The sequence below is a fragment of the Fundidesulfovibrio butyratiphilus genome, assembly GCF_054657235.1.
Window position 1 is genome coordinate 140,992 of record NZ_BAAHXA010000001.1, and the last position, 16,431, is coordinate 157,422.

Sequence of the window (16,431 nt, forward strand, 5' to 3'; positions counted from 1 at the left end):
GCTTCCGGGCTTTGCGCAGCCAGGGGGAGGGAACATGAACGGTCTGTCCGGCGTGCATCACCATGTGTTGGTCAGGCGACGGGGCGGAGCGGCCAAGGTGGCCTTGATGCTGGCCCGGGCGCAGTGTGTCGCCAGGCCGGTGAGTTTTTCCTTCGAGCTTGACGAGGCCGGGGGGCGGGAGGGCGGTGAACCGCGCGAGGCGTTCGCTTGCCGTCCCGAGGCGTTGGCTTCGCGCGCTCCGTCCGGCTCTCTGGTGCACGTCCACGCCACCCAGGACTGGGCCGCGCTGCTGGAAGGATTTCGCCGCGATCCGCGGCCCCTGGCGCTCACCGCCCATGACTGCCGCCTGCTTACCGGCGGTTGCGTCTATCCCCTGGATTGCCCGGGCATGGCCGCCGGTTGCCCGGACCCCTGCCCGAGGGGCTACGGGAACAGCGAAGCCGTTTCCGCCCGCATACGGGAACTGGTCGCGGTCGTGCGTCCGGCCGTGGCCTCGCCTTCGGCCTGGCTGGGGCGTCAATTGCGCCGGGCGTGGCCGAGCCTTTCGGTCAAAGTGGTGCCGAACGGGGTGGAGGCCGCGCCTTCGGAAGGGCGCGAGTCCGCCCGGGCGGCTCTTGGCTTGGCCGGCGAGGCCCGGGTGGCGGTGTTTCTGGCCCACGGAGGCAGGGAAGCCGCCTACAAGGGAGGAGGGCGCTTCGAGGCCCTATGGCGGGGGATCAAGGCGCGCGAACCCTTGGCCGTGGGCGTGATCGTGGGCGGGAACAGGGCCGATCGCCAGGGCGATCTGATCGAGCTGCCCTATCTGGAGGAAGAATCCCTGGCTCGAGTCCTGCGGGCCGGGGACGCGTTGCTCTATCCCAGCCTGGCGGACAACCATCCCCTGGTCATCCTGGAGGCCATGGCCGCCGGGCTGCCCGTGGCGGCCTACGCGGTGGGCGGGATCAGGGAGCAGATCGTTTCCGGCGAGCAGGGGCTTCTCTGTCCGCCCGGTGACGAGGCCGGCTTGATCCAGGCGGCGTTGCGCCTGCTTTCCGACCGATCCCTGGCCCGGCGCCTGGCCGATGCGGCCGTAAGACGCCAAGCCAGGCATTTCACGCTCGAACGCATGGCCGTCGATTACGACCGTCTGTACGAGGCGGCCTTGGCCGGACGAGGGTAGGGGACGTAGCCGTTCCGACAGGCTCTTACAGGTCGATCCAGCGCTCGTACAGGGTCTCGCGTTCTTCTTCCGAAAGCGAGGGGGTGTCGTAGAGTCCTTTGGCCTGGCGCTGGCGAAAGGCCTCGTAGAGAATGACCGCCGCCGCCACCGAGACGTTGAGGCTTTGCACCATGCCCTGCATGGGGATGTAGATCTGGTCCGGGATCAGGCCTTCGAATTCCCGCCCCACCCCGTCGTGTTCGTTGCCCAGGACCACGGCGGTGGGCCGGGTCATGTCCCAGGCGGTGAGGGGCTTGGCTCCGGGGCCGAAGCCCGTGGAGAGCAACTGGAATCCCTTGGACCGGAATTCGTCCACCATGACCCGCGCCGCCTGGTGTCGCACGATCTTCACCCACTTTTTGGCCGAGGCCGAACTCTTCTTGCCCAGGGCGGGAAACGCCGTGTCGGTATAGAGCAAATGCGCTTCGCCCACGCCGAAGGCGTCGCAACTGCGCAGCACGGCCGAAACGTTGTGCGGGTCGTGGATGTTGTTGAGCACCACGGTAAGGTCCTTTTGACGTCTGGCCAGAACCTGGCGGATGCGGTCTTGTCTTTGGGGGGTGCGCTCCACGTCGTGTGACTCCTCGGGAAATACATGCCGCCGTTTGCGCCGGAGCTGGCCGAAACGGGTGCGGGTTCGCAGGGTGGATCCTTTTTTCGATGTCGAAGACGATCCGCCGGCGTTCGCCGTGGTCCGAGGCGTACGGGCGCATCTTCGGGCGGATTCGAGCGGAAGGCGCGCGGTCCGCCGCGCGGGCGCGACGAATCCGGCACGGCTCCTGACGACGGGCCTGGGGCGCTGTACCCTCAAGAGCGGGGTCGGGTCAACGCCGGAAACTCGGCCGGCCTTGGCGGGGCGGGGCGGGGCCAAGCGGGTGAACGGTTCCGCTTGGAAAAGGAAAAGGCCGGGAGTCGTTTCCGGTTCCCGGCCCGCACGGTTTCGTGTTTTTTCGATCAGTCCCGCTCGAAGCGCGTCACGATCTCGTCGTAGCCCCGGCGCCGTTTGGCAGGGGCGATCTGGGTTCCGGGGCGCAGGTAGCCCACGGCCAGAAGCAGGGGGATCCAGTAGGTGTTGGGTATGGAGAACTCCTTGCGCACGGCCTCGTGGTCGAAGCCGTCCATGGGGTGGGAGTCCAAGCCGAGGGCGGTGGCGGAGTACATGAGCGCCATCGCGAAAAAGGCCGCGTTTTTCACCGCGAACGCCAAGCTGGCCGCCGGGCACCAGGCGTAGAGGGCTTTGCAGGCCCCGGCGAACCAGTCGCGCCTTTCCGGGGGAAGCTTCATGTCGTTCCACACGGCCTGCCAGTTAGGGCTGTCTTCCTGCCAGGCGCTCTTGTCCGCCAGCACGATCAGGGTCACCGGGGCCTCGCTGACCTTGGGCTGGTTCCAGGCCAGTTTTTGCAACCGGGCTTTTTCCTCGGGTTTCCGCAGGACCATCAGATTCCACGGTTGCAGATTGAACCCCGAGGGAGCCAGGGCGGCCAGTTCCACCATTTCTCGCAGCAGGGAGTCGGGCACGTCGCGATCGATATCGAAGAAGTTCACCGCGCGCCGCCTGGCGGCCACGTCCTTGTAGTCCATAGAGCGTCTCCTGAAAATTTCCGGTTGTCTCAGTCCTTGGAAACGGCGTTTTTTCTGGCGTACGTCACGCAGAAGACGCCCCGGCCGTCGAAGGCTGGGCCGTAGCAGGCGTTGTCCGACAGGCACAGCGCCCTGCGACGGTCGCCCTCGCGCCAGCGCCTGACAAGGTGCGGCTCGCAGATGAGCGGCCGCGCGAAAGAGACGAAATCCGCCGATCCCTCCTCGATCACCGCCTCGGCCACTTCGTAGGAGCGGATTCCCCCCACCAGAATGAGCGGCACGCCGAGCACTTCCTTGTAGGCCCGCGCCGCCTTGCGATAGTAGCCTTCCTGCTCGGCGGTCTTGATGGCCCCCAGCCTGGCGGCCATGAACTTGGCCCCGGCCAGGCGAGCGCCGCCGGAAAGCTCCACCGCGTTCACGCCGGCCTGCTCGTACAGGACCGCGGCCTGGAGCGAGTCGGCCATGGTCAGGCCGCCTTCGTAAAAGTCCTCGTTGTTGAGCTTGACCAGGATGGGAAAGTCCGGTCCCACGGCCTGGCGAACGGCCCGGACGACCTCCATGGGCAGTCGCATGCGATTTTCGATGGAGCCGCCGTATTCGTCCATGCGCTGGTTCTGGGCCGGGCTCAGAAACTGGCTCAAGAGGTAGCCGTGCGCGGAATGCACCTGCACGGCGTCGAATCCGGCCTGTTTCGCCATGGTGGCGGATCGGGCGAAAGCGGCGACAATATCCTGCATGTCCAGGCGTTTGGCCTCGCGGCACAGGGGCTTGCCGTCCTGGACAAGGGCCGACGGACCCAGCGGCTCGATACCGCTCAAATCCCTGACGGCCACATTGCCCGCGTGGGCGATCTGGAGCGCTATTTTGCCTCCGGCTTGGTGCACGGAATCGGCCATGAGGGTGAGGCCCGGCAGGTGGCCGTCGTCGTAGGCCGCCATTTGCAGGGGTCCGGCCTGACCGCCGGCGTCGATGATGGTGTGTCCGGTGATGATGAGCCCCACCTCGCCCCGGGCCAGTTCGGCCATGTATTCGGCCAGGCGGGCAGTCACCCGGCCGGCTTCGTCGGCCATGCCTTCGAAGGTGGCCGAGCGCATGCTGCGGTTGGCCAGGGTCAGGCGGCCCAGATTGGCGGATTCGAAAAGACGGGCCATGTGGCTTCTCCTTTACTGTCCTTGTTGTCCCTGGTCGCGAATGGGCACGTGCACCCGGAAGGGTTGGCGCACGCCTTGGGCCTTGGCCAGGTTGTGCAGGCGCATCAGACTGTAGTTGTTGACCTCGAGGCCTTTGGCCAGGAGAAGGGCGCCGGCCTCGCTCATGAGGTTTTCGCCCAGGATCATGCCTTCCTTGAGTTCCACCAGGCGAATGTCCATGGGTTTTACCCCGGTGTCGGCCAGAATGTAGGATTCGAACGCCTCCAGAATGGCCCGGTCGTAGATGTTTTGCGTTTTTTTCATGTCGCCGATGACCTGGAGCTTGTCGCCGGAGCACATTTCCAGGTTGTCGAAATCCAGGCACACCTTGAGCAGACGGGCTCCCCGGGGCGGGTTGGGATTGTCGGCCAGGGTGTCGTTTTGATGGAGAATGATTTCGCGTACTTCCTCCAGCCGGGGGATGCTCGACAAGAGCTGGGCTCCCACGGTGGGATGCATGCCGAAAATCTGCTGCTCTTCCGCGCTCAGTTCGGACATGTGGGCGCTTTTGCTCACGATTTCCTCGGGGATAAAGATGCACCCGATCTGGGAGAGCATGGCCGCCAGTTCGTATTTCCAGCTGTCCCTGAGGTTGAGCTTGGTCACCATGTTCTTGACGTGGCGTTTGAGGCGTTCACTGCGTCCGAAGGCCTCGGGGTTGGTCTGGCCCAGAATCTCGGTGAGGACCTTGATGGTGCCTTGCAGCGTGCCGCGAAGCAGCTCCCGTTCCGAATTGACCAGGCGGTAGAGTTCCGCCCCGGACTCCACCGCGCGCACAAGCACTTCCGGCGGGCAGGGCTTGGTGAGAAAACGAAAAACCTGGCCTTCGTTCACGGCGCTGATGGCCACGTCCAGGTCGGCGAATCCGGTGAGGATGATGCGTACCGAGTCCGGCGCGAACTTGCGCACGTGGGTAAAAAAGGTCACCCCATCCATTCCGGGCATTTTCAGATCCGACACGATGACGGCGAACGGCCCCTGATCGCGCAGGGCCTTGAGCCCCTCTTCGGGACCAAGAGCGGTGGCCACCTCGAAGCGCTTGCGTAGCGTCACTTTGAAGGTATCAAGAATGTTGGCGTCGTCGTCGACGAACAGCACCTTGGGCGGCATGGGCTCCTCCGGTGGGCGGTGGACCTGCTTGTCCCGGCGGAAGGTGTGCCCGGATCGTGGTTCCCGCCTTTTAGCGTCTGGACATGGTGGCGTTTATGATTATACGCCTGTCACCTGCAAGCCCGCAAGGCGGGATGAATTTGGCGGTTGGGAATCGGCGTTTTTCCGTTCGACCGGTCGCGAGCGTCCAGTCGTTGCGACCGGGGCGGGCCGAAGGCGCTGTTTGGCATCCGACCGCCAAACCGGCAAGAGTGTTCCACACTACCAGAACCCAAGCCTGACCGGCAAGGAGTACCTGCATGAGCTGTGAAACAAGCAGCGCCAATCACGAAATAGAAATTGGCCACATGCGCCCGCCGAGCGAAGCCCACAGCCTGCTCATTCGGGTCGTGCGCAACTGCCCCTGGAACAGATGCGCCTTCTGTCCCGCGTACAAGGGGGAAGAGTTTTCCGTTCGCCCCGCCCAGGATATCGTGGAAGACATCCGTCAATTTTCCCAGATGCCCCAGTGCCACCAGTTCAAGGGCGCCTTCTTGCAGGACGCCGACGCCCTCATCGCCCCGACCGAGACGCTGTTGGCCGTGCTCGAAGCCATCCGCACCATGCTGCCCAACATCGACCGCGTAACGGCCTACGCCCGCAGCAACACCCTTTCCACCAGGAATCCCAAAGACCTGGAAACCCTGCGCCAGGCAGGGCTCTCCCGCATTCACGTGGGATTGGAATCGGGGTGCGACGAGGTGCTCAAGTTCATGAACAAGGGAACCTCCGCCGCCAAGCAGCTCGCCGGCTGTCGCAAGGCCGTGGAGGCCGGGTTCGAACTGTGTTGCTACGTGATGCCGGGGCTGGGCGGCAAGGCCCTGAGCGAAAAGCACGCCCTGGAAACCGGTGACCTGGTGGCCGCCATCGCCCCGCGCCATGTCCGGCTGCGCACCTGTTTCGCCCTGGAGGGGACGCCCCTTGCCGACAAGTATCGCGAGGGCCTGTTCGACCCCCTGGACGAAGAGGGCATCGTGCGTGAGATCCGGCTTTTTCTGGAGCGGATCAAACACATCGAGACCGAGCTGGTCAGCGACCACCGCATCAACCTGCTGCTGGAGCTGCGCGGGTGGTTGCCCAAGGAATACGAACGGTTGCGAGGCATTATCGACCGCTTCCTCGCCCTTTCCGAAGACGACAAGACGTTGTTCATCGCCGGACGGCGTTTGAACGCCATACGCTCCCTGAGCGAACTCGACGATCCCGAAACCCGCAAGTACCTCCTCGCCCATGCCCATCGCTACCAGCCCGTGACGCCCGTGCCGGAAGCGGTGCTGTTCTAAAGCCTTCCCGGAGGAAGCCCCAAGTCCCTACGGGGCTTCCTCGCTTTTCGACGCCCTTTTCCAACCTTCTGGAATGCATGGATTCCTTTCCGGTCTCGTCGCGCGCCCACGGATTTCATGGGCGCGCGGGCCCATGCGTGTCCGGAAAAAACGTGGGGAGCCGTCACGCAGTACGTGGCGGCTCCCCTTGCCCTGGCGGAGAGCGGCACTCGGGCTATGGCTGGACAGTGCGGGCGTTTCACATCCCTCTAATGAGGTCCCGTTCGAGTCCGGCTGAAGGCTGTCCCCCATTCGCACGCCTCAACGGAGAACCCTGGCGGGAGCGTGAGCGCGCCGAGCCAGCTAAGAGTACACTCTCTCTTCGGAGGCGCATTTGAACGCGGCGCAATTCTGCCCGGAATTCCTGGTGATCGGCTGCATCATGTTGGAGATGAGGGCTGGAAAATCATCGTAATACTGGAACCAGGGCTTCAGGCCGGACGGTAGCCCAAGTCCTTGAAATATCTTGCCCCAAGTGCAGATTCCCTTCGAGTCTGGCTCGTCGGATTCCCATTCCGGCGCGTACACGCAGCAACCACAACATCCCATAGTCGCCCCCTTTGAAGTTTGCAGGTGAACAGGCGTTGACTGTTTGTGCATATCTAGTGACCGAAAGGCCCGTTTGCACCTGTAAGATCTGACAGGTGTCCGGGGACATGCTTGTGCATATGTGTTTCCTAAAAATAAGGGGAGCACTATGTATCAGCTATCCGGAATTAGTACGAGTAGTCTTTATAGTCCAGTAAGTTTCAAAGAAAATGAGTATGTTGCTCGCAGCATCGAGAACTATGATGACATTGTTCAGGCTCTGCGTTTGCGGCACGCGGTCTTTGCCGAAAAGCTCGGATGGGTTGCGACGCGTCCGGACGGCTTGGAGTATGACGCCTATGACGCGTATTCAGCCCACTTCGGAGTCTTTAAAGATGGCGAAATCGTCGCGTATCTCAGGATGATCATGCCAGGGAATACGTTCATGATCGAAAAGGAGTTCATAGACCTGGTCAGTGACGATCATGAGATAAGAAAAGAGCTGAATGTCAGCGAAATGTCGCGGCTGTGCATTTCCGAAGCGGCTCTGAAATCCATGAGGTCAGAGAACTTCGCTCGCAACAGCCTTCAGATGATATTGCACAAATGTGTGTACCATTGGTGCAGCGCCAATGGAGTAAGATTCATGTATCTCGTCGTTGAAAAGCGCGTGTACAGAATGATGAGAATTTGCGGCTTCTACAGCACTCCGGTCGGCGAATCAAAAATAATGCCGGACGGTGTGGAAGCGCTGGCCGCACTGCTGGACATACGGATGTTCGACGAACTGAGTATGGCCAGAAACCCGAAGGTTTACGATTGGTTTACTACAATACAACAAGACCAAGATGAAGTGCTGTCGCAACAGCCTGCGGCCTATTCACAACATCAAGCTTGCGCATGATGTTGTACACGTGAAAGTTCACCGTCCGCTCGCTGATCTTGAGGATGACGGAGATTTCCCAGGAACTCTTTCCTTCCTTGAGCCAGCGAAGGATTTCCTTCTCGCGGGGGGTGATCTTTTTGGCGGCTTCTTGTTGCGTCGACGCGACTTGGTAGTTGGATATGGCGTAATGAAAATGCGGAACGATCTTGCTCAGAATGCTCAATGTCCTGAGGTCGCGTTTTTTCATGTGCGGGCTGGCAAAGGAGAAAAGGCTGGCGTGTTTCCATTGTCCAAAAGGACTCGATCCGTGCGTGTACCCGTGCTGAAGGCCGAAATCGCCGGATATCTTGATATAGTCGCCGGAAGGGGGGAACGCCCTGTAGGTGTCGCTCCAGTACTGCGGGGTAAATGACGTAAAGTTCTTGTTGATGACGACGTCGGTTTCCACGAAATTCTTGTCGTAGTACACTTGCAACCATTCCAGGGGGTAGCTGATGTTCTCGACCGTGTAGGAAATCATTGAGCCGACGTCGTCCAGGTTCGCCGTCCCGCAGATCGCGTAGTCGAACGGGACGGATTTCTTGAGCTTTTCGAACAGTCCGTAGAATTGCTCGCGACGCGTGCAGTACAGACAGTCCTGAATGAGTTCAAGGAGTTCGAGTGCGTCCTCGCCGGAAAGGAGGGAAGTGACGTCTGGTTGCCAGGAGGTCATACGGAATCTCCCCTTTGGTGGTTGCGGGCGGGTGCGTTGCGCGATCCCATCGGCGTGTCCCGTCCGTTCATTCGTCGTGGTGCAATGGTGTTCGAAATGAAACGCGCGACAGCCTGTCGAAAAAAAACTCGCTGGCCCTGTTGCTCCGGGACAATCAAACCCACACCTCGACGAACCGCGCTTCGGGTTTGAGAGTCTTTCGCGCCTTGCCGGCGAGTTTTGGAACACGCCGCAAGAATTGCCTTTTTCAATGGCCAATGAGCGTCTGAGCAAGAAAAGGGGATATGAGGAGCGTAGCCGCGCTGGCACTGGTTTTCGCGCTCGTCAAGCAAGGAGGCAGGTTGAGCGCCCAGGGTCGGTTGGAAGTTTTCACTCTCGGCAGGCACGAACGGCTTTTGCCCCGGCTTGAGGACCGTGGGCGTTGACGAGCTTGACGCGTCTCAGGGCATTGGGTGAAGGTCGCCCTGCGCCGTGTGAACCTGTCGGGGCGAGCGTGCTCGTGGTGCCTTTGAATCGGTACTGAATATGGATACTGACAAAGAGCGCAAAGCATCAAAAGCACGCGGCGCGCTGACCGTATACAGGCGCAAGCGCTTGCCTTGTTCGCCTTTCATATCCGCACTTCTGTATGGGCAATGCCTTAGTTCTCAAAACTCGTCAAGTCTCGTCGTTCTCTGTTCTTCTGGACAACGTCTTGAGATTCTTATGGAAGATTTCAGTCCCAAGGCCCGGGGTTTGTTTGTGACATTTTTTGTTGACAGAGAAACGACCGCAGTGGCGTGTCGATCGTAAAAAATCAAGTTACACTTGAACTTTTGCGAGGGGACGCTGGTGGCAGACGTTGGACGCGTGGTCTTTCCGAGGTGCCGGTGAGCCGTTTCAAAGGGGTGACCCTTTCAGTTCCGTCAGAAAAAGGCCTTCCGCCCCGTTACGTTGGGGAGGAAGGCCGTTGGCGTCAGGGGAGGGTGGAGTTTCCCTGGCCCGCTAGCAGCCCGCCCAAAAAGTCGATTCGTGCAGCCTGTTCAAAATAACGTGCTGGCAAGGCGCGCAAAAAAGTCAAGCCTGATGCGGAGTTGGCATCCGTTGAGGGGTTGCGTTTTTCGCAGCAACGCAGCCAGCAAGGATTAACAGGCTGCTAGGCTCCGGAAAGGTTGAGCGCGAAGCTTTTCGTCGTGCCGCCGGTGGAGGACGGAGTCCCGGCGATGCGGGACAGGTAGGTGTCTCCCAGGGTGGCTATGTGTTCGCTCACGTTGTCGAAGTAATTGTAATGCAGCTGCTCCTCGGCAATGATGCTTTCAAAGAGCTTTTCGCTCACGTTGTCGCCCATTTCCCGACAGACCTTGAGAAAGCCGTTGTAGGCGTCGATGGTGTCGTCTTCGAGCCCCACGTCGTGGGGGAATACCGCGCGGATGTTCTGGCCTTTTTCCACGGTCCCGACGGCCTGGGTGGTGGGTTCGCCCCCCAGTTCCTTGATGCGTTCGGCGAACATCTCCGCGTGGCGCATTTCATCAATGGCGATGAGCTTCATATTGGCGGCCAGTTCGCCATAATCCGAACTGTCCAGGCCGTAGTGTTGGTTCATGTACTGGGTGATGGCGTTGAGTTCCATGCCGCGGGCGGTGTTGAGCGCGTCGATCACCGCTTGTTTGCGGGCCTGGCGGTCGGCTTGTCTGTCTCGTGTCATGGCTTGCTCCTGGTAAGGAATTTTTCAGATTAAGCGCCATGTTTCCTAGCAGGTCGTTTTGCAAAAATCCAGGGTCTCTTTCGAGGTGTATTCACTATTTTGTGTCATTTTGTGTACAACTTTATCGCGTTGGTGTGCGGCGTGCTCTGGCCGGGGGTTGGCTGGCCGGCCGTGATGACTACGGACTGTCCGGGTTCGAAGTCCGGGCAGGAGTCCACAAAGGCCTCGACCCGGTCCAGGTGGCTGTCCGCGCTGGGTTCGATGAGACGAGGCAGCACGCCCCAGACGAAGTTCATGGAATGGATGACGCGCTCGTCCGTGGTGAGGGCGTAGATGGGCAGCTCGGGGCGCCGCGAGGAGAGCAGCCTTGCGGTCAGTCCGCTGGTGGAGTGGCTGACCAGGGCCACGGACTGGGCGTTGTCGGCCAGGATGCAGGCGGCGTAGGCTAGGTACTTGGCCGGATTTTTTTCGCGCTTGGGCGCGTAGGGGCCTTGCAGGCGTTCGAGGTAGTAGCCCACCGCGTTTTCCGAGATTTCGCGCATGACGCGCACCGCTTCCACCGGGTAGTCGCCCACGGCGGTCTCTTCCGAGAGCATAACGCAGTCGGCCCCGTCCAGGATGGCGTTGGCCACGTCCGTGGATTCGGCCCGGGTGGGGATGGGGTTTTTCACCATGGAAAGCAGCATTTGCGTGGCAACGATGGCCGGCTTCTGGGCGTGGCGGCAGGCCCGGATGATCTTTTTCTGGATGATGGGCAATTCGGGAATAGGGCATTCCAGACCCAGGTCGCCTCGGGCCACCATGACCACGTCGGACAGGGCCAGGATCTCGTCTAGCCGATCCACGGCGTTCTGACGTTCAAGCTTGGCCACCACGGGGACGAGGCGCCCGTGTCGGGCGATTTCGGATTTGATATGGCGCACGTCCTGGGCGTCCTGCACAAAGGAAAGGGCCACGGCGTCCAGGCCGATGTCGAGCCCCTCGTGCAGGTCCTTGAGATCCTTGGGGGTGAGCGCCGGCATGGGGTGGTGTTTTCCGGGAAAGGCGATGCCCTTGCGCGAGGAGAGCGCGCCCGCGTTTTGGGCTTCCATCTCGAAGAGTCGGTCCTTTTTCACCACCCGGGTGACCTTGAACTGCAAGAGTCCGTCGGACAGGTTCACGGACATGCCCGAGCCCAGGCCGGCCAAAAGCTCCGGGATGTCCAGGCTGATGAAGGGCATTGCGCCGTCCTGGGCGGACTGGTCGTCCGGCAGTCCCAGGAGCAGGCTTTCTCCCTTGCGTATCGGCCGCGGCGATCCTGCCACCTCGCCTATGCGAATCTTGGGGCCGCACAGGTCGCCAAGCGCGGTCAGGCGCACGCCCAGTTCGGATTCTATGCGCCGGATGTCCCGGATGGCGGGCTCGAAGGAGGCCGCGTCGGAGTGGGAGAAGTTCAGGCGGAAGATGCGCGCCCCGGCCAAGGCCAGATCGGTCATGCAGGCGTGGTTCATGGAGGCCGGCCCCAGGGTGGCGATGATCTTGGTGTGCATGTTGCTCCTCCTTCGGGAAGGGTGAACGGGATCGGACCGGAGCGGTTGGTCCGGCGGCGGTCGAGCCCGTCGCCGCGCGTCCGGTTCAGGTGACGATGAGCATATACAGATCGCAGACGTTGGTCATGGTGGGGCCGGTTTTGTGAAGACGGCCCAGGGCGTCGAAAAAGGTGTAGGAGTCGTTTCGGTTCAGGCTTTCTTCGATGGAGAGCCCGGCCTGGCGGGCTCGGCGCAAGACCTCGGCCGAGGCGAAGGCCCCGGCGGCGTCGGTGGGGCCGTCTCCGCCGTCCGTGGCCGCCGAAAGAAAGTGGATGCCCTGGCCGCCGCGTTCGTCCCGGGCCAATTCGGCGAGAAAGGCCAGGGCCATCTCCTGGTTTCGTCCCCCTGTTCCCGGTCCGTTCAGGGTGACCACGGTCTCGCCCCCGGCGACAACGAAGGCCGGACGCCGCGCGAGCAGTTCGCTGTTTCGCACGTCCCGGGCCACGCCGTAGAGAAACTTGGCCGCCTGGCGCGCCTCACCGGTCAGGGCGCAGGTCAGGGCCGAGGTGTGGTAGCCCAGGGCTCGGGCCTTTTCCTGCGCGGCCAGCAGGGCCGCCCGGTTGGACCCGATGAGGATGTTTTCCGCTTTCGCGGCCACGGGGTCGCCCCGTTTCGGGGTCTCGGCGATGCGGCCCAGGAGGCCGAGTTCAATGGCCCGGATGACCTCGCGCGGGGCTTGTGTCGCCAACCGGTATTTCTTGATGACGGCCATGGCGTCCGCAAAGGTGGTGTCGTCGTGGCAGGTCAGCCCCGAGGCGATGGTGTCGAGGCGGTCGCCCACCACGTCGGACAGGATGAAATTCAGGCTGCGCGCCGGGCTGAGGAGCTTGAGGAACCGTCCCCCCTTGAGCCCGGAGAGGTGCTTGCGCACGGTGTTGATCTCGCCGATGTCCGCGCCGCAGGCCAGGAGGGCCCGGGTGACCCCCTGCTTGTCGGCCAGGGTGAGGGCCACCTGCGCCCCGGGGCGTGACACGATCAGCGGACTGGGCAACAGGGCCGATCCGCCTCCTGAAATGCAGGTGAGCGCCAGGGTCTTGGCGTCGGCTTTGCGGGCCAGGTCGGCCATGCGCCGCGCGGCTTCAACGCCGTGTTCGTCCGGGGTGGGGTGGCCGGATTCGATCACCTCCACCCGCTTTAAGGGCTCCGCGTGGCCGTATTTCACACAGACAAGGCCTCCCGTGATCCGGTCGCCCAGCACGAACTCCAAGGCTTTGGCCATCCTGGCCGAGGCCTTGCCCGCGCCGAGCACGAGCAGGGCGTCGTAGGCGTTCAGGTCGGCTTCGTGGCGTTCGCCGTCGAATTCGGCGATGAGGGTGGAGCCCTGCATGCGGACATGATCCACGATCATGTCGAAGGGATCGACCCGCTTCAGGGCGGCGGAGAAAATTTGACGCAGATGGTCCATTTCCAGCATGAAAGGGCCTCGCGTTTGGCAGTTGGGCCTGTGGGGCCGAGCGGGGCGGCGGTTGCCGGCTTCCGTCCGAAGGCAACATAGCCGGGCCGGGCCGAAGGTTGAAGCGCAATTTTCTCGCTCCGGGTCGCGCTGGCGTTTTTTCCCGGCCCCGGGGCGATTGACACGGCCGGCGCGCCCTTTTAGGGAAGCTTGTTCTCTTGAGGAACAAGCAACGACGTATCCGCCAGAAAGGAATGTGCATGAACAAGACTGTCTACTACATCGTCGGTGACGGCATCGGACCCGAGGTCTACGCGGCGGCCCGCCCGGTCCTCGACGCCGCCGTTTCCAAGGCCTACGGCGACCAGCGGTCGCTCACCTGGAAAGAGCTTCTGGCCGGCGAAAAAGCCCGCGAAGAAACCGGAGAATACCTGCCCCAGGCCACCCTGGATACCCTGGCCCAGGCCGAGCTGGCCATCAAGGGACCGCTGGGAACCCCCGTGGGCGGCGGCATCCGCAGCCTGAACGTCACCATGCGCCAGGTGCTGGACCTCTACGCCTGCATTCGTCCCATCAAGTATTTTCAGGGCATCGAGTCGCCGGTGAAGCGTCCCGACCTGGTGGACATGATCGTGTTTCGCGAAAACACCGAAGACGTGTACGCGGGCATCGAATACGCTTCGGGCACGCCGGAAGCCAAGCGCCTGATCGAATTTTTGCGCTCGCTTGGCCGCGAGGTGGACGAAACCGCCGGCGTGGGCATCAAGCCCATGACCCCGGCCGGATGCAAACGCCTGGTGCGCAAGGCCATCCTGCACGCCGTGGCCCAGAAGAAGCCCAATGTCACCCTGGTGCACAAGGGCAACATCATGAAATTCACCGAAGGCGCGTTCCGGGCCTGGGGATACGATGTGGCCGCCGAGGAATTCGCCGACCAGTGCATGACCGAGGCCGAGGCCAAGGCCGGAGCCGGCAAGCCCATCGTGATCAAGGACCGCATCGCCGACGCCATGTTCCAGGAAGTGCTCATCCGCCCCGAGCAGTACAGCGTCATCGCCACCACCAACTTGAACGGCGACTACATCTCCGACGCCCTGGCCGCCCAGGTGGGCGGACTGGGACTGGCCCCCGGCGTGAACATGAGCGAAAAGCTGGCCTTTTTTGAGGCCACCCACGGCACCGCGCCCACCATCGCCGGGCTGGACCGGGCCAACCCGGGCAGCTTCGTGCTTTCCGGGGCCATGATGCTCGAACACATCGGCTGGCACGAGGCGGCGCAGCGCATCCACAAGTCCATGGAAGCCGTCATCGCGGGCAAGGCCGTGACCGAAGACCTGGCCGCCCAGCTTCCCGGCTCCACCACCGTGGGATGCAAGGCCTTCGGCGAGTTGTTGCAGGCCAACCTCTAGCTGGCCCTTGAAAAATTCGATTCTGCGGCCTGTTCAAAAAACACGCTGGCAAGGCGCGAGAAAAATTCAAGCCAGAAGGGGAATTGGCATCCGTTGAAGGGTTGCGTTTTTCGCAGCAACGCAGCCGGCGGGGATTTTTCAACAGGCTGCTAGGCGACGCTGCCGGCCGGAGGGACATACGCGCCCTTCGGCCGGTTTTCGCGCGCCGCCCGCCGCGCGAGGGTTCCCGTCGCCTTTGGACCGGGGCGCCCTTGAGAACGTTTCGCAACTCCTGGCCGGTGCGTGGAGGGGTCTTCGGAACCGGTTTCATCGAAGGCCTGGGCGGAACCGGTCACGTCCTTCCGCCCTCGTCAAGTTCTTGCCCCCGGAACACCTCGCGCCGCCGGCCTCCCGTGGCGACCGCGGCGGGCCGGGGCTTTTCTTTCGCGGGGTTTTGACGTAAACAAACCCGCTTCAACATCATGAGCCAAATCATCGAGGAGTCGAGGGTCCAATGGAATACAACGTCACCGAGGTTTCGCCGGTCGAAACCAGCATCAATGTGAAAGTCCCAGCCGAAGAAGTCAACGCGGCCATGGCCGCCACCATCGCCATCTATCGCCAGCGCACGGACATGCCGGGCTTTCGCAAGGGCAAGGTTCCCTCCAGCCTCGTCGAGGCCAAGTTCCGCAAGCAGATCATGCACGAGGCGGCCAACGACCTGTTGAACGTGCATATCAACGACATCATGAACGAGCTCAAGCACATGGCCATCTCCCGGTTGGACGTGAGCGAAGTGGAACTCGAACGCGACAAGCCCATCGAATATACGGTGACCTTCGAGCACGCGCCCAAGTTCGATCTGCCCGAGTACAAGGGCCTGGCCGTGGAAGAAGAGGAAGCCCTGGCCAGCGACGAGGAAGTGTCCAGCGTGGTGGAGCGCATCCGCAACAATCTGGCCGACTTCAAGGTGCTCAGCGAGGATCGCCTGCCCGTGGACGGCGATTCGGTTGTAGTGAGCTTTTCCGCCACCGAGAACGGCGAGCCCGTGCCCGGAGTGAAGGCCGAGAACTTTCAGCTGTCCCTGGGCGAAAACCAGGCCCTGCCCGATTTCGAGGCCCTGGTGAAGACCATTCTGCCCGGACGCGACGCCACGGGCAAAGTGAGCTTTCCGGCCGACTTCATCAACCAGGGCCTGGCCGGAAAAACCGTGGACATGAACGTGACCCTGCATGTCATCAAGGAACGCCAGTTGCCCGACCTCAATGACGAAATGGCCAAGCGGGCCGGCAACTTCGACAGCCTGGCCCACATGCGCGAGGTGATCGCCAAGTCCTACGCCACCAGCCGTCAGCAGCTCTACAGGGCCGCGGCGCAAAAGAAGCTGCTCGACGAACTTCTGGCCAAGATGGATTTCGCTCTGCCGCCTTCCATGGTGACCGAGCAGACAGCCCACCTGGTCAACGAGTTCAAGGACAAGCTCGAACGCCAGGGCAAGTCGCCCGAGGCGTTGGGCAAGAGCGACGAGGAACTCGTCAAGGAGATGGAGCCCAAGGCCAAGGAAATGGTCAAGGCCCAGATCTTTTTGCTCACCCTGGCCGACAAGGAAGGCATCGAGACCACTCCGCAGGAGATCGACGGCTTCTTCAACCAGATGGCCGCCCGTACCGGCCAGGACGTGTTGACGCTCAAGCAGTACTATGAGCACAACAACCTGGTCATTCCGGTGCGCGACAAGATTTTGGCGGACAAGGCCATGGAGCACCTCTACAACCAGGCCCAAGTGACCAAGGTCCCGGCCAAGAAAGCCGAGGAAACCCCGCAAGCCTAAG

At 62.1% G+C, this 16,431-nt stretch carries 13 protein-coding genes; 5 read left to right on the top strand and 8 right to left on the bottom strand.

Features of this window, described 5'->3' with window-relative positions; all coding sequences use genetic code 11:
• The first annotated feature begins 34 nt into the window (after window positions 1–34).
• Window positions 35–1,159 (top strand): glycosyltransferase, encoded by a 1,125-nt coding sequence (locus tag ACYQ01_RS00700; protein ID WP_459931915.1) that lies wholly within the window; start codon window positions 35–37, stop codon window positions 1,157–1,159.
• A gap of 25 nt (window positions 1,160–1,184) precedes the next feature.
• Here the strand turns inward: ACYQ01_RS00700 and ACYQ01_RS00705 are convergent, their stop codons facing one another.
• The 4 genes from ACYQ01_RS00705 to ACYQ01_RS00720 form a co-directional block, all read right to left on the bottom strand.
• On the bottom strand, window positions 1,185–1,769 hold the full coding sequence (locus ACYQ01_RS00705; RefSeq protein ID WP_459931916.1) for a TrmH family RNA methyltransferase: 585 nt from the start codon (window positions 1,767–1,769) through the stop codon (window positions 1,185–1,187).
• Between the two features lie 383 nt (window positions 1,770–2,152).
• Window positions 2,153–2,779: a nitroreductase family protein gene (locus tag ACYQ01_RS00710; RefSeq protein ID WP_459931917.1), complete on the bottom strand. Its 627-nt coding sequence runs from the start codon at window positions 2,777–2,779 to the stop codon at window positions 2,153–2,155.
• Between the two features lie 29 nt (window positions 2,780–2,808).
• Window positions 2,809–3,930 (bottom strand): NADH:flavin oxidoreductase, encoded by a 1,122-nt coding sequence (locus ACYQ01_RS00715; protein WP_459931918.1) that lies wholly within the window; start codon window positions 3,928–3,930, stop codon window positions 2,809–2,811.
• A 12-nt stretch (window positions 3,931–3,942) separates the two neighbouring features.
• Window positions 3,943–5,079, bottom strand: a complete 1,137-nt coding sequence (locus ACYQ01_RS00720; RefSeq protein WP_459931919.1) for an HD domain-containing phosphohydrolase — start codon at window positions 5,077–5,079, stop codon at window positions 3,943–3,945.
• 299 nt (window positions 5,080–5,378) lie between these two features.
• Between ACYQ01_RS00720 and ACYQ01_RS00725 the strand changes: the two genes are divergently transcribed.
• Window positions 5,379–6,401, top strand: coding sequence for a radical SAM protein (locus ACYQ01_RS00725; RefSeq protein WP_459931920.1), 1,023 nt, complete (start codon window positions 5,379–5,381; stop codon window positions 6,399–6,401).
• 736 nt (window positions 6,402–7,137) lie between these two features.
• Window positions 7,138–7,872, top strand: a complete 735-nt coding sequence (locus ACYQ01_RS00730) for an acyl-homoserine-lactone synthase (protein WP_459931921.1) — start codon at window positions 7,138–7,140, stop codon at window positions 7,870–7,872.
• Here ACYQ01_RS00730 and ACYQ01_RS00735 read toward each other — a convergent pair.
• The 4 genes from ACYQ01_RS00735 to ACYQ01_RS00750 form a co-directional block, all read right to left on the bottom strand.
• The gene (locus tag ACYQ01_RS00735) at window positions 7,796–8,566 is read right to left on the bottom strand and encodes a helix-turn-helix transcriptional regulator (protein ID WP_459931922.1); all 771 of its coding nucleotides are present in this window, start codon (window positions 8,564–8,566) and stop codon (window positions 7,796–7,798) included. The two genes, ACYQ01_RS00730 and ACYQ01_RS00735, sit on opposite strands and share 77 nt — an antisense overlap.
• A gap of 1,135 nt (window positions 8,567–9,701) precedes the next feature.
• Window positions 9,702–10,250: a ferritin-like domain-containing protein gene (locus ACYQ01_RS00740; protein ID WP_459931923.1), complete on the bottom strand. Its 549-nt coding sequence runs from the start codon at window positions 10,248–10,250 to the stop codon at window positions 9,702–9,704.
• Between the two features lie 104 nt (window positions 10,251–10,354).
• A complete protein-coding gene (gene pyk / locus ACYQ01_RS00745; RefSeq protein ID WP_459931924.1) occupies window positions 10,355–11,779 on the bottom strand; it encodes a pyruvate kinase in 1,425 nt (474 codons plus the stop codon).
• A gap of 85 nt (window positions 11,780–11,864) precedes the next feature.
• The gene (locus ACYQ01_RS00750) at window positions 11,865–13,232 is read right to left on the bottom strand and encodes a glycerate kinase type-2 family protein (protein ID WP_459931925.1); all 1,368 of its coding nucleotides are present in this window, start codon (window positions 13,230–13,232) and stop codon (window positions 11,865–11,867) included.
• Between the two features lie 239 nt (window positions 13,233–13,471).
• Between ACYQ01_RS00750 and icd the strand changes: the two genes are divergently transcribed.
• Both icd and tig read left to right on the top strand, forming a co-directional pair.
• Window positions 13,472–14,620, top strand: a complete 1,149-nt coding sequence (icd, locus tag ACYQ01_RS00755; protein WP_459931926.1) for an NADP-dependent isocitrate dehydrogenase — start codon at window positions 13,472–13,474, stop codon at window positions 14,618–14,620.
• Between the two features lie 493 nt (window positions 14,621–15,113).
• The gene (tig, locus tag ACYQ01_RS00760; RefSeq protein WP_459931927.1) at window positions 15,114–16,430 is read left to right on the top strand and encodes a trigger factor; all 1,317 of its coding nucleotides are present in this window, start codon (window positions 15,114–15,116) and stop codon (window positions 16,428–16,430) included.
• Window position 16,431: the final 1 nt, after the last annotated feature.